An 18,814-nucleotide genomic window follows, 5' to 3' on the forward strand; every position below is an offset into this window, starting at 1 on the left:
GTTACAAACCTAAGGAACACCAATGCCCAACTCACTCGCGCTTGCAATCGATATCGGCGGAACCAAGATCGAGACTGCTCTTGTCGACGATGACGGACACATCGTCGCCCAGAGCAGGCACCGCGTCCCGACCGGCCGGGATATGGATTCACACGGCCTCGGCCTTGCACTAGAGGGCTGCGTGATGGCCTCCACTGCGAAGTCGGGCGGCACGGTGATCGTCGGTGTCGGGATCGGATCCGCAGGCCCCGTCGATCTCGCCGCAGGAATGATCCTTCCGAAAAACCTGCCTCTTCTCCGCGGCTTCCCAGTCCGCTCGTTCGTCGAAGACCTCGTCCCCGACCGTCCTGTCGAGTTGCGCCTCGACGGCACGTGCCTCGCCCTCGCCGAACACTGGATTGGTGCGACCCGCGGGACCTCATCGTCCATGAGCATTGTTGTGTCGACCGGTGTCGGCGGCGGCATCATGTTGGACGGCCGGATAGTCTTCGGCCGCTCCGGCAACGCTGGCCACATCGGGCAGATTCACCTTGACCGCTCGGACGACGGGACCTCGGACGGCGGAACACTCGAAGGGATCGCCTCCGGACTCAGAAGCGTTGACTGGGCTAGGAGGCACGGGTGGTCAGGGCAGACCGGTGAGGACCTTGGACGTTCAGCAGGCGCCGGCGACGCCATTGCTATCGCCGCGGTTCAGCGTTCGGCAGCAGCCGTGGGACGCGCTATTGCGAACGTCGCCACACTCCTTGACCTTGAGGCAGTGGCAATTGGCGGAGGGTTCTCCCATGTGTCCCCCTCCTACCTGGACATAGTCCGCGGATCGGCGCGCGACCATGCGGTGTTCGACTACTCCCGCGACGTCGCGATCCTCTCGTCAGGCTTAGGCAGCGACGGCCCCCTGATCGGCGCTGCGGCCCTCATCCACCGACCACATTTGATCGGTCACCCTGGCGAGGTCACGCTAGCCTCAACCCTCTGACTCTCCGCCATCCATCCCTGGGTAGGTTCTGACATCCCACGACCGGTCACCAACAACATGCGGAGCACCATGGCACCCTTTTGTGAGATCCGACCCGACCAGCTCCTTCGCTCGGCCCTGCGTCCGGCGGCCGGACGCATAATGGTCGCAGCGTCAGCCTTTGTTGTGAAAGAAAGCCCTCTGTGGCTCCTTCCTCTTGTAACGGCGGCAGTCGTCGACGCCCTAGTTGACCAGAAGGCACCAGACGCGCTGATCCTGCCGGCCGCCGTCGGGGCGGCCACCATCATTGCGAACATCGCCGCCAACAACATCTACGTCCGACTGTATTCGTCCGCGGTGCGTTCGATGGGCTCTCGGCTCCGGGAAGCGCTGGCGGTGCGCCTTCAACTCATGTCTTTCGAATACCACGCCCGCGGCAGCGCGTCGATCGTGCAAACGAAGGTAGTACGCGACGTTGAAAACTTGGAGCTGATGCTTCAACAGGCATCCGGCCCGCTTCTGAATGCCATAACCATCCTCATCGGCGCGGGTGTCGTAACCGCAGCGCGAGTGCCTCAATTTCTGGGGGTGTTCGCACTAACCATCCCCCTTGCAGCCGCTCTCATCATCTGGTTGCGACGCCGAACAGCCGAGAGCAACGCTTCGTTCCGACGCGACGTCGAGACCATGTCCTCGACCGTGGGAGAGATGTCCTCCCTGTTGGAAATCACTCGAGCCCACGGTCTCGAAGGCGTGTCCGTGGGGCGAGTCGTAGATGCCGCACGCCGTGTCGAGACTGCGGGAGTCGCCCTGGATCGGCTCAACGGCCGTTTCGGCGCATTGTCATGGAGTAGCTACCAGCTCATCACCCTGGGGAGCCTATTCGGAGCAGCCATCGTCGCCATGACCGGTCTCCTTCCGATCACCGTAGGCGAAGTTGTCCTCCTCAGCTCCTACTTCGCTCTACTCACTGGATCCATCTCCGGCGCGTTCCAAACCGCGCCTATTATCACCCGAGGGCTGGAATCCCGGCGATCCATAGCTGAGGTCCTGACCGAACCGGACATCGAGGACAACGAGGGAAAGATGGTCGTCCTCGCTACCTCCGGTCGGATCGACTTCGAATCGGTCACCTTCCGCTATGGCGAACACAATGTTCTCACCAATGTGAGCCTTCAGATCCGGCCGGGAGAGACGGTAGCGTTCGTCGGTCCTTCCGGGTCGGGAAAATCCACCCTCACACGTATCGCCCTCGGGTTGCTGCGGCCAACCGACGGCCGCGTATTTCTCGATGGGCTCGACGTCAGCACGCTCGACATGCGCACCGCCCGCCGTTTCATCTCCGTTGTCCCTCAGGAGCCCGTCCTGTTCAGAGGCACCATCAGAGACAACGTTCTTGACGGACTGCCCGAGACGAGCGACACACGGCTCGAGGATGCGCTTCTCGCCGCCAACGCACAATTCGTCCTCGACTTGCCAGAGGGATGGCACACGCCCGTTGGAGAGCGCGGCGCACAGCTTTCCGGCGGTCAGCGACAGCGGTTAGCAATTGCGCGCGCGCTGATCCGTAATCCGCGACTGCTGATTCTGGACGAGGCGACCGCCTCTCTCGACCCAAAAACGGAAGCCGAAGTCCGTGATGCCCTCGAACGCCTTCGTCACGGGCGGACCACCCTTATCGTCGCGCACCGGCTCAGCACCATCCGTGACGCGGACCGCATCGTAGTTCTCGACGCCGGCCGCATCGTCGAAGTGGGCACCCACCAACAGCTCCTTTCCGCGGGTGGAGCTTACGCAGAGATGTCGGCCGCGGCCTAACTAATCTTCCTCGAACCGAATTGCACAAGCAGGGAGGCCCCAGCCTGAGACCTCAACCGGTGCGCCTGTCAGCGCAGAGTCACCTCACCCTGGTTCAGAAAACGCGGATGAAAGTAGGTACTCTATATCGCCGCATTCGTGTTGTTCCCGCATAGCTGCTCAGACCACATCACGAAGTAAGACCAGCGTGTCTGGCTCTAAAGCAAGGCACTATCCGGAACCTTCCCCATTTCCGCGATCGCCGCATAGAGGCCGGCCGCAGCCAGCACATCGCCATCGCCGTGGATGAAGTAGGGCTGTCTCCCGTCTTCCATCTTGCTGCCACTCGTAGTAGCCGGGCATAGGCACCAGGCACCGTTGGCTGGCAAACGGGCTGCGGAACATGCCGTTGCTGGCCACCGATTCCAGGCGTGCGTTGATGGGGGCCGGGCCTCCCGGCTTTGCCCAGCCTCGCTTCAATTCCCACGAGGCCAGGTCCACGTCCCGCTGCACTGTTTCATCACGGGTCCATTCCCGCACGATAGGTGCCGGGTCGGTGGGCGCAACACTGTACGAGGGCTTCCAGTCGGCGGCGTTGGCGCCGGTGGCGTCGAAGAGGCTCAGCAGCTCGTCTGTCGTATTGGGAACCACGTATCTGCCGCACATGCAGTTGAAACTAGCTCTCCCCCGGCTTCGTCAGCAATGGGATCAACCCGGCGCTGTCTGGGTAGTGCGAGGACGGCCAACGTCACACGAAGCGAACGAATCCGCACTCCAGGCAGCATCAGAAAGGGCCTTCATCGGTGCCCAAGATCACCATACGGACCAAGCATCGTTGACAGTTCGGCACACCCAGGTCGTCGTCCATGCCGGTCACACTACGCGCACATCACCCGCCAGCATCTGAGCAGCCGATGCGCTCTCATTCTGGATCTACAACGAGATCTGGTGCTGGTACATCCCCACCCACGGCGACGACCTCGCCGAACTACGCTCAACCCTGTGGCGCCAACGAATAAATGCCATCTCCGGCCTGCAGCGCCTCACCCCACAAATCGTGGACGCCCTCATCAACCCGCCCCCGAGCCGCCTGACCTACCGGGAGAGTGCGAAAGTCCGCGGTCGGCGTCACCGTTCTTGCACCGTGTAGTAAAAACCAGACCATCAGGAGTTCCGCTATTTTGGAAGCCGCCGCGCTGGAAAGTGTGAAGTCAGTTGTTAATCAGTAGGACGTTGAAATGACCTTGGCAGGAGAGGTCACGTTCACACCCTGCGGGGACCTTGGTCGGGTACGCACGCTCCGAATTCGAAGGGACCACACCTTGACGCGCCCCCTGATCCGACTCCTGTCCATTCCGGCCTTTGCGATAGTACTGGCGGCGTCTGCACCGGCCCAGGCCCAGGCCGCCCCGCCCGATCAGGGCGCCGATGCCGCCAACCCGCGCGCGTCGAATTCCGCGACCCTGCTGTATTTTAACGACGCCCACGAGATCGGACCGGTACTCTCCGGCGGACAGGACCGCGGCGGTGTCGCCCGTCTCTCCGCTGCGATCGACACGGTGCGTGAGGACAATCCAGCGACATCCGTCGTCTTCGGCGGCGATCTGGCCGGAGGCACGCTCTTCGGCGGGCTTTACAAGGGGTTCCCGATGGTCGACGCCTTCAACAAGATCGGCGTAGACCTCGCGAATTTCGGCCAGCACGACTTCGACTTCGGGATCGATATCGCCCGCGAGCTCGTTGCCGCGTCGGAGTTTCCGTGGATCACCTCCAACCTAGTCGACGCTGAGGGCGAGCCGTTCGTGGCGGGAGGCACGTGGGAGGTCCAGCGCATCGGCAAGGTGCGAGTGGGCTTCATCGGCCTGACCGACGCCATCGATACGACCTTGGCCAGCGACCAGCTCGACGAGACCGATCCCGTCGAAGCCGCACGGGCCGCCGTGGCTGACATGACAGCGACAGAGAAGGTGGACGTCGTGGTGGCAGTGACTCAGCACTCGATGGACGACAACCGGGTGTTGGCGCAGGCCGTACCGGAGATCGATGCCATCTTCGGCGAGGAGATGGCTGAGTACGAGTCCGTCATCTCCTACTCCGGCGCGGTCCCTCTGATGGCTCCCGAGGGGAACATCGGCTCGCTCATCCGGCTCGACATCACCAAAGAGGGCGGCGAGTACATCGTCGCCCCGTCCGTGATCGAGGTGGACCACACGGTCACCCCGGACCCGAGTCTGCGCCAGCTCGAGAAGTTCTACGAGGCCGATATGGCGGCCAACCTCTCCACGGTCCTCGCCACTGTCCAGACCCCGCTGCTCAACCCTGAGAACGCCGCCCGCCGCCAGGAAACAGCTCTCGGCAACTGGGTTGCGGATGCCTTCCGCGCGTACCACGGCACCCAGATCGGGTGGATGAATGGTGGTGGCCTGCGCGCAGAGGCACCAGGGCCGGACTTCACCACGCGGGACGCGTACTCCATCGCACCCTTCGATAACAAAGTCATGGTCGTGCAGGCGTCCGGGGCCGGGATCGTCGCAGCACTCGAGCAGGGCGTTGGACACGTGGACATTCTGGGAGGCGGCTTCCCCCAGGTGTCGGGGATTTCCTACTCCTACTCCCCCAGTGCTGCCGTCGGCTCACGCGTCAGCGACGTCCGGGTCGCCGGGGAACCAATCGACGTCGGATCCACGTACTCGGTGGCGGTAACAAACTACGTCGTCGGTGGCGGCGACGGCGTCGCCGGGTTCTCGGGAGGATCAGTGCTGGTCCCAGCTTCGGGAGCGCCAAGCGACGCGGAGGCGATCATGGCCCACGCAAAGTCGCTCGGCGTCGTCGACGCGACGACGGAGGGACGGATCACCGTCCTGCCGTAAGACCGACGCCGAAATCGGCGGCCTCGCGCACGGCGTTCATCAAGGAAGCTCACTACCGCGAGGGCTGGCTCGTGACCAGCGCGCACCCGTTGGCATCAGTCGCCTATGCGATTCTTCGTCAAGCCTGGAAATCGGGCGAGACCACAAACTTCGTTTGGGAAGATCTCACCGTCTGAGGGATAGACCGTCCCGATAAGGGTTCCGAAATGGCACCCCGCCGGTCAACGTCGGCTCGGAGCCCTGGCGGCGAATTCCGTGCCAATGAAGCGTTCGTCTTACGAGCTGCTCCGGATGTTCCCTCCTGGCGAAGCAATCGACGGCATATTTCCCCGAACGACCTCGCGGTCGTAGGCTCGCGCTGAGTAGGGCACTCAGGTGTCCGCGAATCGAGGGGGGCGAAATGGAATTCAGTGCTCTTTTTTGGTGGAACTTCTGGGTGGTAGTCCAGGTTCTCGTTGTGGTTGGGGTCTTCGTGGCTCTGGGGCTTTTCATCCGCTGGGGGCGGCGCAAGAGCGCCATTCTTGAGGCGAGCCAACCCACGGAAGGTCACGGGCCCGCTGCCGGTAAGTAGCGAGTGCAAGTCCCCCACAGGAGGTTCCGGAGACGCATCTTCACTGGGGCCCTATCTTGAAGTATCCAAACGAACGGAACCGTGGTGGACAGTCCAGCCGCACTTGCAGTCGCTCTCGCATCCGTCGTCGCCGTCCTCTACCTCGCTGCGATCGCGTACGCCATCGTCCAGATTGCGCGAACCCGCGACCTGTCCGAGGTGGAGAAGGCCCTCTGGATGATCGCCGTCGTATTCGCGCCTCTGCTCGGCGCGCTCGTTTGGTACCTCGCCGGGCCACACCCATTCGGCCTTCGACTCACACACAAGGTTCGGTAGACCTCGACCTTCATTTCTCTTCGCGGAGGGGGTTGGGTGACTGCCCATGGGGCAGGAAGGGCGTTGTAGCGCGAACAACCTCTGTGAAACTCCTTGTATCCGAATGCGCCGGCAACGGCCGCCTGACCGGTAGGTTCGAGCGCATGCGATTCGCTCTGCGTCAGACATCGGCACTAGTGCTGGCTGGGGTGATCGTGCTCTGCTCCAGCGGCTGTGGCAGCGCCCCGAATCCGAGCATTGAATCGCAAGCTTCAACGCCAACGCCAACGCCAACCTCAACGCCTTCAACGTCTCCGACGACGGAGACGAGCCAAAACAATTCCGCCGGAATGAGCGGATTCGAGCGGCAACTCCCGCTTGCAGGGCAATTCGTGACTCAATGGACCGAGACCGTCGGCTCCGTTGAGATCGAACGTCGCAGCGATGGCACTGTCTGGGCGACCCTCAGCGACTTCAGCACGGGAGCCTCTCCGAACTTGAGGCTCTACCTCAATGAAGGGGAGCTGGTCAAGAACACTGATAGCGCCTGGACCACCGATGGCGGCCTCAGTTATGACATCTCCACCGTCATGGCATCAGCCAGTACGCAAGAGATCGAGATTCGGGGAAGTCAACACATGGACGAGATTCACAGCGTCACAATTTTCGACTACACAGGTCCCGACTATCTACATTTTGGCTCGGCCCCACTCGGGTAGCGCACTATCAATCCGGCGACACTGCAGTCGCTCTCGTATCCGTTGTCGCCGTCCTTTACGTCTCAGCGGCGCCTCGGCGTGCGGAATTCATGCCAGGTCGCCCAATCGCGCCGCGATGCTGTTGTCGTCCCCGGCTCGACGCTCATAGGTGACGGCGATGATGAGCAGCACGGCGCCGACGACGGCCAGCGTGATCCACCACGGCACCGATTCGATGCCGCGGCCGATCTGCACCACGAACACGAAGATGTTCTCGATGGGCAGCACGATAATGCCCAGCAGGAAGGGTGCCGCGAGTTTCCGGCTCGAGCCGACGAGAATGGCGACGAGCGCAATCGCGATCACGAGGATGGCCCGCCAGGTCTGGGGGTCGGTGAAAGTCGCGAGGATCGAGGCCAGGAACATCACGCCGAGCCCGGGGGCGAGCAGCGGCCACGAGCCGTGCCAGCGGGCGGGCCAGCTACTGAGCGTGCCGCGCTGGGTGTCAGCTGTATCCCGTTGCCTGCCGCGCATGGCGGCAACGCCGGCGAAGAGTAGGAAAAGGCCCAGGGGCAGCGAGAACCACTCGACTCGCAAGTCACGCGGACTCCAAGCCACGATCGCAGTGACGAACGCGAGCGTGAAGATGAACCAAACGGGAGGCAGGCTTGTCCGCCCGTTTCGCAGCCGCACCGCGACAATGACCATGGCGGCGAGGTAGGCGACCATGAGCGACCACATCAGCCAGATCGTGAACCAGTCTCGTTCGATGGCCGTCCAGGTAGCGAGCCCGACGTACAGGGCGGCGGGGGCATAAAGCCAGCGAGCAGACAGGCGACCGAAAGACCACCCTCGGATGCGCGCCGGTTGAGATATCTCGGCATGGGACAAGATGGCCCGCGCCGCTGCGGCAGCTGGCACGGCGCCGGCCAGGCCAATCCCGAGACACACCACGACCAACGGTATTCCTGCGATCTGGACCACGTCGGCACCGACGCCGAAGCGCACGCCCTGGATAGCCCCGGCAGCCCCGGCGATGATCGCGACCGCGTGGGTCGGCGTGCAGAGTGTGCGCAGCCGTTCGGCGCGAGGCGACACGCACCGGTCGAGCAGCAGGCCGAGCCCGAGCAGCACCCACGACGCGGCGACCAGCCCGAAGCCGCGCCATGCTGCACCGACGGTTTCACCTGCCTCCGACACCGCCAGTACCACCAAGGTCGGCACGACGGCGACGAGGAGCCCGCCGGTGTACAGCGGCACGCCTTGTGCGCCGCGCGCGGTGAGGAGCAGGCCGATGGTCGTGGCTGCGAGGCTCGGCGGGAGCAGGTATGGCTCGAGCAGGCCGATACCGATCAGAGCCCACACACACCACAAGGCTCCCGTGAGGCAGGCAGCCGCGGTCCACCATCCGTAGCGGCGCTTCGCCCAGAACGATGTCGCCGCTGCGCCGAGGGCGAGGATGACGAGCACGAGGAATGTCGTCGGCAAGCCAGCCGCCACCCGGATGAGCGCGAGCCCGACGGCGATTACGCCGGTGAGCATGGCAGACACCTCGAGGGCGATCCGCGCGACCGTGGCGTCCGGTTCGCCGATGCCGCGTCGCTTGAGGGCCGAGCGAATCACCCCAGTGCTCGGGAGCGCGAGAGCGACGATCGCTGCGATGACCGGCAGCGTCACGGGTGAGGCGCTGCCCACAAGCACCTGGGCGCCGAGGCATACGACGACGACGGCCAGGGACGGGATGAGCAGGCCCGCGGCAATCGCGCGCAGCACGATGCCGAGTCCGGGCCGGCGGGAAACGAGGAGGGTCATCGCAAGCAGGAACATGATGCCGGTTGAGAAAGCGGTCCAGCCACTGCGCTCGAAGACCACCTGGATCACGCCGATCACAAAGGGCACGGATGTCACGACCAGGATCGAGTACCAGGCTGCGGGTTTTACTTGCGGAAGGGCGGTCGCGACGATTGCGCCGATCAGCCCGATCGACGTGGTGAGGCACAGGAGCGCGATCGTGCCGATGCCGAGCCGTCCGAGCGCTGTCGCCACGACCACGAGGGCGTAGGCGTAGCCGACAGCGACGTGGAGAAAACGAGTCCCGGCGGGCACGGGTCGCGCGAGCGCGATGATGGCCGTGACGACTGCGATGCCCGCCCACGCCGCGAGGCGAACGTCGGTCCACGAGATGATGCCGGCGAGAAGGACCGCCACATGAGCCGCGAGGATCAGGGGAAGGCGAAAGCGGAGCGAAGCCGCCCGGATGCCCGGGACGAGAACGAGCGCGGCGCTCGTGGCCACCGCGAGCCCAAGGGCGATCGCGATTTGAGCCCAGGGCAAGAGGCCGGGGGCACAGACGACCACGAGCCCTGAGAGCGCCGCCAGCCAGATAGCGAGCGCTGCGCCCCCGTTCGCGAGGGGCGCCTGGGCGATGTCCCGGTGCAGGGTGATTGCGGCGAAGACCCCGAAGCCAATGGCACCGGCGGCGAGGCCGAGCACGACCGCGAGCACGCCGCCTGTGTCAATCACTGAGGCGACGAGATCGGAGCCGTTGAAGGAACCAAGCACCTTCGCGGCGCCGATCAACAGCGCCACGAGCACCGTCGCCAGGACACTGACCACGGCCATCCCGAACGCGCCGCCGGTGAACCGTCGCCGCTCGATCGTCGCCGGGGTCGGGGCCAGGGCGCCGAGGACGATGAGTCCTGCGGCGCCCGCGACAGCGATGAAGGCGAAGTACCACTGCTCGGCGCCATAGGCCCCGAGGTCGAGGGCGAATGGCAGCCCGGTGAATGCGGCGACGCCGGCAGCCCCGGCGACGAAGCTCCAGAGACCGCGTGCGAGATAGCGGCTGGCGAGGCCGGCGAGCACCGCAATCGCGGCAAGGATGGCGCAGATCCCGAGCCAGTATCCCGTGGTGCTGTCGGCCTCGATCAGTCTCGCCTGAGCGAGCACGATTGCGACGGCGACCACCTGCACCACCGTCAGCGTCACCTGTTCCGCCCGGAGGCGCCCGTCGAATCTGCGTGCCGTGGCGCGGACGAGTGCGACGAGTGCGAGAGCGACGAATGCGGTGCCGAGGTGTCCGATGACAGCCGACAACACGGTGCCGCCCGCGTACCCGAGCATCGAAGGCACCACGGAAAGGCCGAGCAGGGAGATCCAGAGCCAGGTCCGGATGCGCGCCACCCGCGACAGTGCCACCATGACCGAGCCGCTGGCGAGTGTGCCGACCGCAGTGAACACCCACGGGCTGAGGCCGCTCACGGTCAGTTCGGAAAGCGCGTACACGTCGAGGGCGACGAACAGCATTCCAAGCGCACCGACGGCCTCCGCTGAGAACTGCAGCCTGCGCCGCGCGAGCAGCCAGGCGCCGCCCAGGAACAAGAGTGTGATGAGGCCGACGATCACGCTGCGCAGCGCACGATCGCTGAGGTCGGGGTTGAAGAAGGTGAAGACGATCGCCGAGATCGCGAACAGCCCGGCACCCGCTACCGCCAGCACCGACTGAACTGTGGCGCTCGAGCGCGGATCAGCGGCAGCTGGGCTGGCTGCGGCGGGCGCAGCGAGGGCGGCAGATGCTGGCGGAGTCGCCGCCGGCGACGGTTCGGTTGCACTGGCTCCAGACGGCTCGGCGAGCAAGCGCGGCACACGCTCGAGCACCGCCTGCCGCGCTCGCAGGGCGGTGGCCGCGTCCCGGGAGGCGCTCCAGAGTTCGAGGCCGATTCTCCCGTTGAGGTCGGCGCCGCAGTTGCGGCAGCGCCTGTTCTGCAGGGCATCGACCCCGCAGGACGGGCAGGACGCATCGTCCAGAAGACGCGCGACGGCGATGTCGCTCCACTGGCTCATCGGGGCAGGCGTGCTCACGAGGCTTCCGCCGCATCGCTCGTTCGCGCCGGGTTGTGCGGATCCGAGGCATCTGGCCCCGAGTCGTCCGGCACCCAGATGAGGATGTCGCCGGGCTGGCACTCGAGTACGCGGCAGATCGCGTCGAGGGTCGAGAAGCGCACCGCTTTGGCCCGGCCGTTCTTGAGCACAGATACGTTCACCGGCGTGATGTCAATCGCGGCCGCGAAGTCAGCGACGGACATCTTCTTCTTGGCGAGTTCGACGTCGAGGTTGATGACGATGGGCATCAGACCACCTCCGACAGGTCCTGCTGCAGTTGTCGCGCGTTTCGCAGGAGTCCCCGGAGCACCAGGATCAGCAGAGCGAGTCCTGCGCCGACGACGACGCCGAGTGCGCACAGCAGCATCACCGATGGGGAGGCGACATTCGCCGATGCGAGGGTGGCCATCGACACCCCGATGAGGAGGGTCGCTAGGACCATGGCGCAGAGGATGACGTCGACCCATAAGAACGCGTTGTCGCTGAAGATGACGGACGTGCGCACCATTGACAGGAGCCGCCACACGCACACGAGCACGACCTGCACGCAGAGCAGGAAGAGCACGGCAACGATGATGCCCGGCGTCTGGAGATAGCCGAGGTCTGCGTAGGTCTCGGCGGACTGCCGTGCCACACCGGGGACCATGAATAGCTGGCAGGCCAGGAGAAGGACGATCATCGCGACGATGAGGGCCTTCAACGAGACGATGGTTGCCTTGTGCATGTGAGTCCTATCGATAATCGGTGCTCTGCTATCGACAAACGATACATCCTGCCTGCGCTGAATGGAAGCCACGGCACCCTGCGGCTTAACCGCAACGCGTGAAGGCGTAACCGTCGACGCCGTGGAGGTGTCCCGGTGAGGGTTCCGCAAAAGAGTTCGGGAGTGCAGAGGGGTGACACTGAACCCAGCAGCATCAGCGCAGGGGGAAAGTTGACGAATCACGACGTACTTATGCGCCTGAGGCGGGACAAGAGAACCCAGGGTGATTCCAACCGTAAGCACGGAATCGTGCGCTTCTTCCGAGACCTTTTCGTCATATTCTTTGTTGCCCTGCTCATATCGTTCCTGATCAAAACATTCCTCATTCGCTCTTTCTATATCCCTTCGGGATCGATGGAAAACACCCTGCAAGTCAAAGACCGAATCATGGTCAACGAACTCGTCCCCGACCTCATCCCCATCGCCCGTGGCGATGTTGTTGTGTTCACAGACCCCGGTGGATGGCTAAGCGCAACCGAACACGACACTGTCCAGCCGGGCAATCCTGTAGCCGATGGCATCCGATGGTTTTTTTCCGAGGTGGGCCTGGGCGCGCAAGAAACGAACGACCATCTCATCAAACGCGTCATCGGCCTGCCCGGCGACAAAGTCGCCTGCTGCGACGCCACCGGCCACATCACCGTCAACGATGCGCCTCTCAGCGAGCCTTACCTCAAAGCATCTTCCGGGACGACGCGTTCTCCTGAGAAGTACTTCACCGTGACAGTCCCCGCAGTTTCTCTATGGGTCGAGGGCGACAACCGCGACAACTCGGCGGATAGCAGGCTCCACACCACCACGCCCAGCAAGGGTTTCGTGCCCATTACCAATGTCGTCGGCCGGGCGTTCGTGATCACCTGGCCCGTCGGTCACTGGTCCTGGCTCGACAACTACCCGAACACCTTCCGAGAGACTGGCCAGGACCGATGATGCACACGACTCAGGGTTTCGTCCCATGACCGAGAGGGATTCCCGATAGCCGTTCCCAAACGCCACTCCCCCGAGATGTCGAAAATTCGGCGGGTTGGCGCCGATTCTGCGTCCATGGACGTCCGCCTTACGGATGCTCGCAGTTCGCGTTGAGCCAGTCGATCGCGCCGGCCCAGGTCGGATCCTCGCCAAGGGCCGCGGCGCCTGTTTGCTGGTCGGGGTCGATACCGTCTGGATAGGTGAGCCCAGTGCGGTCCGCCATGCGGGCTACCGTCAGCACGATAACTGCGCCGTCGGACATCGTCTTTAACGTGTTCCCGGTCGCGAAACCCGCGGTCGTCGTTTCTCCGAAAGTGCGCACGCCCGATTGACCCCGGAATGCCAGGAGTGTCGACTCGCCTGCGCTGGCGGTTTCAGGACCCTGCAGGACGGCGATGTTCCGACCGGCTTGCGATGAGCCGGTCACGGGTGACGTGGCAAGCGTTTCGGTTGATCCGTCCGATTCGTATGTTACGGCGGAGCCATCTATGCGCACGACTTCCGACTTGCCATTCCGGCGGATGAACGACAACACGGTGCCCTGGGAGAGCAATGGCGTCACAGCCCCGAGCATGGGAAAGGAATTGCCGCCCCCATTGCCGCGCAGGTCCACGATCCACCCGCACCGTGCCCGCGTTTCTGCGTCTGAAATCCCCCGCGCACCAGCGTCGATGTAGGACTGGCCTTCTCTCGTGTCGCTGCTACTGAACCAGGGAACATCGATGGCAGCGATGCTACCCGTGGCAAAGCTGACGACTGGCCGGTTCTCGCCCGTCGGCGGCAACTGGACCGAGCCCAACTGGCCTGGGGGCAGGACGAAGCGACTATGCACTCTTCCTCCGGCGGCCGACACTGCCCGCATCAGTGGACTGTGGGTTTCCGCGATGGTCTCTGCGGAGGACGCGCTCACCGATGCGAGAGCTCGAGCTTCTTTCCACTTCCTGCGAGTGGCGTAGAGGCCGTTTTCATCCATGAAGTCGAGGGCAGACTCCACGTATTCGCGCACCGCGGGATTTCCCGAAGGCGGAGGTTTGCCTGGCACGGCCGGCACGCAACCTGTCACAGGAACAGTCAGGCCGAAGGCCAGTGCGACTAGAACGAGAGAGCGGAGACCAGAGCATCTACTGGCAGCCATGGCACGTCTCCCCAATATAAAGCCCGCTCGCCATGGAGCGACTTGTCCTGTTCTGCCGCAAGCATAGGGGGCACCTACTTGCGCCGCGTCCTAAAACACCTCGACTCGGCTACCCGCTGACCGTTCCCCACTAGGAGCCTCTGGCGGGGGTGCTCCCAGGTCACCGCGAGCGGAACACGATTCGCGGAAATCAAGCTCTCGACAGCCCCCATCCTCCGGCGTCGGTTTCACCGGGCTTCGCATCGCCCGCACCGCAGCAATCGGCGCAGGGCTTTATTATGTTTGGCCGTCGTGCGCTCGGCCACCGCACCACCGCCGTCTAGAAGTCAGTCACTTTCTTGGCATGCCACGCACACCTTGCGGGAATACGATCTTTCTATCGGGCTTCCCGTCACGTCGGCAGCCCGCGACGCACCGCCTCACAGCAGCGTCGAAGCATCGCTGCACCACAGATTGACGCTGCTGCGATGCGGCGGCTGATCGTTAAATTGTGACCCCGACGACACCGTTTCTCATCCAGCTAAAGCACACAGGGAGCATCAATGGGCACTGACGACCAGACCAACACATGCAGTTTCCACATGAGCGGTGCGCTGCCAGCAGGTGGCGACCACCTCGGTGGCACCTTCGGTCAGTCGCCGACCCTGGACAGTTGGTACCCGCAGCGTCTCCGGGTTGAGCTTCTCCACCGGAATGGCGTAGACGCCGACCCGCTCGGCGCGGACTTCGACTACGCGGCGGCTTTCGCCACGATCGACCTCACGACGCTCAAGTCGGACATCAAGCGACTGCTCACCACATCGGTCGACTGGTGGCCGGCGGACTACGGCAACTACGGTCCACAGATGATCCGAATGGCGTGGCATGCCGCCGGCACGTACCGAATTGCCGACGGCCGTGGCGGAGCGGGCACCGCGATGCAGCGGTTCGCACCAATCGGAAGCTGGTGGGACAACGGCAACACCGACAAATCACGACGACTCCTACAGCCGATCAAGCACCAGTACGGCAACGCTCTGTCGTGGGCCGACCTGATGGTCTTGACCGGCAACTGCTCCCTCGAGTTGATGGGCCTGCCGACGTACGGCTTCGGTGGTGGACGACTCGATGCGTGGGAACCGGACGACGGCACCTGGTGGGGCCCGGAGGTCTGGAACCCGCACGCGGTCGCGAGCCCTGACGAGATGGTGAGCCGCGACGAACGCTGGCATGGTCAGAACGGCGACGCGGACTACGACCTGCAGAGCCCCCTGGCCGCGTCGCACCAGGCGCTCATTTACGTCAACCCTGAGGGGCCCTATTCGAACGGCGACCCGCTGGGCTCAGCACGCGACATTCGCATCACGTTCACGCGGATGGCGATGAACGACGAGGAAACGGTGGCATTGATCGCCGGTGGCCACGCGTTCGGTAAGAGCCACGGCCAGGTACCCGCATCCGACATCGGACCGTCACCCGAGAAAGCCCCGATCGAGTCGATGGGGCTCGGTTGGCACAACCCGGTGGGTACCGGCAGTGCCGAGCACACTTCGACCAACGGCATCGAGGGCAGCTGGACTCCGAACCCGACACAGTGGGACAACGCCTACCTCGAGAACCTGTTCGCGTACGACTACGAGCAGACGAAAAGCCCGGCCGGCGCGCTGCAGTGGACACCGACTGACCCGGAGGCGCCGAAGACTCCGGACGCCCACGTACCCGGTCAGATGAACCCGCTCATGATGATGACCTCGGACATCGCACTCAAGGTCGACCCGGAGTACCGGGCCATATGCGAGCGTTTCCTGGCCGACTTCGATCTGTTCACCCTCGCGTTCTCGAAGGCCTGGTACAAGCTCACGCACCGCGACATGGGGCCGAAGCACCGGTACCTCGGCCCGGAGGTCACCATCGCCGACGACCTGCTCTGGCAGGACCCGCTCCCGGACGCAGCAGGATCCTCACTCGACGAGGCCGACGTGGCAGCGCTCAAGGAAGCCGTCCTCGCGACCGGGCTGTCCGTGTCCGACCTCGTCTACACGGCGTTCTCCGCCGCCTCGACCTACCGCGACAGCGACAAGCGCGGAGGGGCGAACGGTGCCCGCCTGGCCTTGTCGCCGCAGAAAGACTGGGCGGTCAACCGACGCACCGTCCCAGTCATCGACGCGCTGCGGAACGTGCAGGCGGCTTTCACCGCGACGTCGGACGGACGGAAGGTATCTCTCGCCGACCTCATCGTCCTCGCCGGCAGCGCCGCCGTGGAGCAAGCGGCACGGGCAGCAGGATCTGACGCCAGCGTGCCGTTTACGCCAGGCCGTGTCGACACGACGCAGGAGTTGACCGACATCGAGATGTTCGAGTGGCTGCGACCCATTGCGGACGGGTTCCGCAACTTCGTGTCGGAGCGCTTCGAAGAGTTTGCTCCGGGCGTCGCGCCCGAGGCGGCATTCCTCGACAAGGCGAACCTGTTCACTCTCACCGCACCGGAGTGGACCGTCCTGCACGCCGGGCTCCGCGTGCTCGGCAGCAACTGGGACGGGTCCGACGTGGGTGTGCTCACGGATCACGTCGGAGCCCTGACGACCGACTTCCTCGTGAATCTGACCGACACCGACCTCATCTGGACGAAGGACGACGAGACCGCGATGACCTTCACTGGTCGGGTTCAGGCGACCGGCGAGGCTCGCTGGAGGGCATCCCGGAATGACCTGGTATTCGGCTCGAACGCGCAACTGCGGTCGATCGCCGACGCCTACGCGGGCAGCGACGGGCAAGAGCGGTTCGTCCGCGAATTCATCCGCGTCTGGTCGAAGGTCATGATGCTCGACCGCTACGACGTCAAGGGCCACAAGCGTTACGGGGCGATGGCCGCCTGACCCCGGAGGTCGCGTCCCGGCGAGCTGACGGCGTGGAGGCACGGCGCGGTCACGCGCTGAGCCTCCAAGCCGTCGAGGCCTTGACCGAACGACGCTTGAGGCCGCGAGCCGAACGTTGCACGGATTGATCAGGCTGGGGACGGCCAAGGAACCTCCGCGGGCAGCACGTGGTCGACCACACTCGCACCTCGACGGCCTGCGAGGGTGGACGGGCCGCTATGCCCTGGAAGCCGTTGCCCCCACTCGTAGAGACGCCGGCCGGATTTGCTTTGGCCTCGAATCGCGAGAGGGTGCCGCTGATGTTCTCTGTGGCGGCTCGTAAGGCCTGAGCCTTCCGGGGTCATGTCCCGCTGAGGAATGCGCGTGACCGGTAGAGGTTCGCCTAGCGACGCGTCTCCGCTCCCTGGCAGGATGAGCGAATGCGAATCGATCCTGATCCCAACTGCGCGGAATTCGGCATGCTCACGCAGTACCTCGATTATCAGCGTGAGACGTTGCTTTCGAAGACCGACGGCCTGACCCGGGAGCACCTGGCACAAAAGCACTCCCCGTCCGAACTCACCCTCGCGGGCCTGCTTTACCATCCGGCGCTGGTGGAAGAGGACTGGATGGAGGTCCGCTTTGCTGGCCTCCCTGATCGAGAGCCATGGGCCAGCGTCGACTGGGACGACGACCCGAATTGGGAGTTCCGCACTGCCGCTCTTCTCGATCCTGTGCAGTTGCGGAGTCGCTACCGCGAAGCCTGTGATCGGAGCCGGGCAGTCGTGTCCAAATCGACAGGCTTGGATCAGCTGTCGGTCAAGGCGCTGGGCGATGGCCGCAACTTCTCGCTCCGATGGGTGCTGCTGCACCTTGTCGAGGAGACCGCCCGCCACGCCGGCCACGCCGATTTTCTGCGCGAAGCGATCGACGGCACGGTCGGCGAATAGCGAACCGAGACTTCAGAATCCTCGCCAGAGGAGACGTCTTGGAAAAGCATCGATCCGTTTAGTCATTCGGTGATCGGCCGTTGACCAGTCGCGTTGCGGGTTCCACCTACGGGTGTCCATCTCGACGCTGCCCTGCAGTGACGCCAACCAGCGTTAGCGAAGAGAATGCTCAGTCGAGCTTCTTGAGCATCTTCACCGAGGTTGTCTCGTAGCCGAGGGAATCGTAAAGTCGCCTGGCGCCGGTGTTGAATCCGAAGACGCTGAGGCCGAGAGAGCGCGCACCGTGGGAGCGTGCATATTCTTCGCCGAGCAGCATCGTTGTTCTCCCATGACCGTGGCCACGCTGGTCGGCGTTGATGAAAACGTCCCAGACCCACCACGCCCCCGGGTCGGTGGTGACATCCTGCCCGATCCACAGGTATCCCACTGCCGTACCAACCTCGTTCGTGACGTGAAAGACCTCATTGCCGGGGCTCTGAGTGCCCTCCGGGAACGAACGAGCCATGCTCTCGACCGCTATTCGCCGAGCTTCCTCGTGTGATCGACCCTGGGCAAGTAAGTCACCGACGTACTCCGCGCTGCTTTGCTCAATCCACGTCGGGAAGTCGCTGGCGAGGATTCGCTGAAGGGTTACGGTCATCTCTCAATTCTTCCAGGCCGACCGTCGAGTTGCACCGACGGATTCCGAGGGCGGGGCGCGGACAGGCACGAGGGCATGAACTCTTGGGTGAGGCACAGGCCCCCGATCTCTCGCGCTTAGCGCGTCCCCGTTGGGGCGAGATCCGCTCCACCAATGGCCCAGGTGATTCGTCCAACCGCGCCTGTGCCATTCTCAGGAGATGGATTGGCCTCAACCTGAACCCGTTTGCTCTGAGCGGCTCCTGCTTGAACCACTCGCGGTGGACCATGCAGCTGGGATGGTCGACGTTCTGGCCGACCCGTCGCTATACGAGTACACCGGCGGCGAAGCCCCGTCATTAGACCTGCTCCACAGGGTCAAGTCCAAATGTGTGGTGTAACGCGTCTGCCGCGTGATTCTTGGATTTCTAGGCGCTGAGGGCGCCGAGTTCGGTTGCGGGTTCCTCCTTCTCGG

General features: G+C 64.1%; 14 protein-coding genes. 8 read left to right on the plus strand and 6 right to left on the minus strand.

Going from position 1 to position 18,814, the window contains the following annotated elements; genetic code table 11:
• Positions 1–22: 22 nt before the first annotated feature.
• Positions 23–979 (plus strand): ROK family protein, encoded by a 957-nt coding sequence (locus tag E3T34_RS11680; protein WP_134343076.1) that lies wholly within the window; start codon positions 23–25, stop codon positions 977–979.
• A gap of 141 nt (positions 980–1,120) precedes the next feature.
• Entirely contained in the window at positions 1,121–2,776 is a 1,656-nt protein-coding gene (locus tag E3T34_RS11685; protein ID WP_198412286.1) for an ABC transporter ATP-binding protein, read from the plus strand.
• 210 nt (positions 2,777–2,986) lie between these two features.
• On the opposite strand, the gene E3T34_RS16975 is transcribed toward E3T34_RS11685, so the two are convergent.
• Positions 2,987–3,421 carry an SOS response-associated peptidase gene (locus E3T34_RS16975; protein WP_134343078.1) on the minus strand — a complete coding sequence of 145 codons (435 nt, stop codon included), beginning with the start codon at positions 3,419–3,421 and terminating at the stop codon, positions 2,987–2,989.
• A gap of 656 nt (positions 3,422–4,077) precedes the next feature.
• On the opposite strand from E3T34_RS16975, the gene E3T34_RS11700 reads away from it, so the two are divergent.
• From E3T34_RS11700 to E3T34_RS11715, 3 genes are all read left to right on the plus strand, one after another.
• Complete coding sequence (locus E3T34_RS11700) at positions 4,078–5,625, plus strand: bifunctional UDP-sugar hydrolase/5'-nucleotidase (protein WP_134343079.1); 1,548 nt, start codon at positions 4,078–4,080, stop codon at positions 5,623–5,625.
• Positions 5,626–6,277: 652 nt separating this feature from the next.
• The gene (locus E3T34_RS11710) at positions 6,278–6,511 is read left to right on the plus strand and encodes a PLDc N-terminal domain-containing protein (protein ID WP_158250188.1); all 234 of its coding nucleotides are present in this window, start codon (positions 6,278–6,280) and stop codon (positions 6,509–6,511) included.
• Between the two features lie 329 nt (positions 6,512–6,840).
• Positions 6,841–7,209 (plus strand): hypothetical protein, encoded by a 369-nt coding sequence (locus E3T34_RS11715; protein WP_134343080.1) that lies wholly within the window; start codon positions 6,841–6,843, stop codon positions 7,207–7,209.
• A gap of 87 nt (positions 7,210–7,296) precedes the next feature.
• Here E3T34_RS11715 and E3T34_RS11720 read toward each other — a convergent pair whose 3' ends face one another.
• Genes E3T34_RS11720 through E3T34_RS11730 form a run of 3 tightly spaced genes read right to left on the minus strand, consistent with a single transcriptional unit; the run spans position 7,297 to position 11,794 of the window.
• A complete protein-coding gene (locus tag E3T34_RS11720) occupies positions 7,297–11,049 on the minus strand; it encodes an SCO7613 C-terminal domain-containing membrane protein (RefSeq protein WP_134343081.1) in 3,753 nt (1,250 codons plus the stop codon).
• Positions 11,046–11,318 carry a helix-turn-helix transcriptional regulator gene (locus tag E3T34_RS11725; RefSeq protein ID WP_104099214.1) on the minus strand — a complete coding sequence of 91 codons (273 nt, stop codon included), beginning with the start codon at positions 11,316–11,318 and terminating at the stop codon, positions 11,046–11,048. Before E3T34_RS11725 ends, E3T34_RS11720 begins: the two co-directional genes overlap by 4 nt.
• Positions 11,318–11,794 carry a DUF2975 domain-containing protein gene (locus E3T34_RS11730; RefSeq protein ID WP_104099213.1) on the minus strand — a complete coding sequence of 159 codons (477 nt, stop codon included), beginning with the start codon at positions 11,792–11,794 and terminating at the stop codon, positions 11,318–11,320. The genes E3T34_RS11725 and E3T34_RS11730 overlap by 1 nt, the downstream gene beginning before the upstream one ends.
• Before the next feature lie 210 nt (positions 11,795–12,004).
• Here E3T34_RS11730 and lepB point away from each other — a divergent pair, with 210 nt between their 5' ends.
• Complete coding sequence (gene lepB, locus E3T34_RS11735; protein ID WP_241977404.1) at positions 12,005–12,763, plus strand: signal peptidase I; 759 nt, start codon at positions 12,005–12,007, stop codon at positions 12,761–12,763.
• 127 nt (positions 12,764–12,890) lie between these two features.
• Here the strand turns inward: lepB and E3T34_RS11740 are convergent, their stop codons facing one another.
• Positions 12,891–13,808 carry a S41 family peptidase gene (locus E3T34_RS11740; protein ID WP_166785897.1) on the minus strand — a complete coding sequence of 306 codons (918 nt, stop codon included), beginning with the start codon at positions 13,806–13,808 and terminating at the stop codon, positions 12,891–12,893.
• A gap of 671 nt (positions 13,809–14,479) precedes the next feature.
• Between E3T34_RS11740 and katG the strand changes: the two genes are divergently transcribed.
• Positions 14,480–16,792 (plus strand): catalase/peroxidase HPI, encoded by a 2,313-nt coding sequence (katG, locus tag E3T34_RS11745; protein ID WP_134343083.1) that lies wholly within the window; start codon positions 14,480–14,482, stop codon positions 16,790–16,792.
• Between the two features lie 419 nt (positions 16,793–17,211).
• Complete coding sequence (locus E3T34_RS11750; protein WP_134343084.1) at positions 17,212–17,721, plus strand: DinB family protein; 510 nt, start codon at positions 17,212–17,214, stop codon at positions 17,719–17,721.
• Positions 17,722–17,890: 169 nt separating this feature from the next.
• On the opposite strand, the gene E3T34_RS11755 is transcribed toward E3T34_RS11750, so the two are convergent.
• Positions 17,891–18,361 (minus strand): N-acetyltransferase, encoded by a 471-nt coding sequence (locus tag E3T34_RS11755; RefSeq protein WP_134343085.1) that lies wholly within the window; start codon positions 18,359–18,361, stop codon positions 17,891–17,893.
• Between the last annotated feature and the right edge of the window lie 453 nt (positions 18,362–18,814).

Source organism: Cryobacterium sp. TMT1-62 (assembly GCF_004403145.1).
Lineage (GTDB): Bacteria > Actinomycetota > Actinomycetes > Actinomycetales > Microbacteriaceae > Cryobacterium > Cryobacterium sandaracinum.

What these genes read in the sequence shown, in the direction of transcription:
- E3T34_RS11725 (WP_104099214.1), bottom strand. Translation starts at nt 11,318, where the DNA reads ATGCCCATCGTCATCAACCTCGACGTCGAACTCGCCAAGAAGAAGATG.
- E3T34_RS11730 (WP_104099213.1), bottom strand. Translation starts at nt 11,794, where the DNA reads ATGCACAAGGCAACCATCGTCTCGTTGAAGGCCCTCATCGTCGCGATG.
- E3T34_RS16975 (WP_134343078.1), bottom strand. Translation starts at nt 3,421, where the DNA reads ATGTGCGGCAGATACGTGGTTCCCAATACGACAGACGAGCTGCTGAGC.
- E3T34_RS11755 (WP_134343085.1), bottom strand. Translation starts at nt 18,361, where the DNA reads ATGACCGTAACCCTTCAGCGAATCCTCGCCAGCGACTTCCCGACGTGG.
- E3T34_RS11715 (WP_134343080.1), top strand. Translation starts at nt 6,841, where the DNA reads ATGAGCGGATTCGAGCGGCAACTCCCGCTTGCAGGGCAATTCGTGACT.
- E3T34_RS11685 (WP_198412286.1), top strand. Translation starts at nt 1,121, where the DNA reads ATGGTCGCAGCGTCAGCCTTTGTTGTGAAAGAAAGCCCTCTGTGGCTC.
- katG (WP_134343083.1), top strand. Translation starts at nt 14,480, where the DNA reads ATGGGCACTGACGACCAGACCAACACATGCAGTTTCCACATGAGCGGT.
- E3T34_RS11750 (WP_134343084.1), top strand. Translation starts at nt 17,212, where the DNA reads ATGCGAATCGATCCTGATCCCAACTGCGCGGAATTCGGCATGCTCACG.
- E3T34_RS11680 (WP_134343076.1), top strand. Translation starts at nt 23, where the DNA reads ATGCCCAACTCACTCGCGCTTGCAATCGATATCGGCGGAACCAAGATC.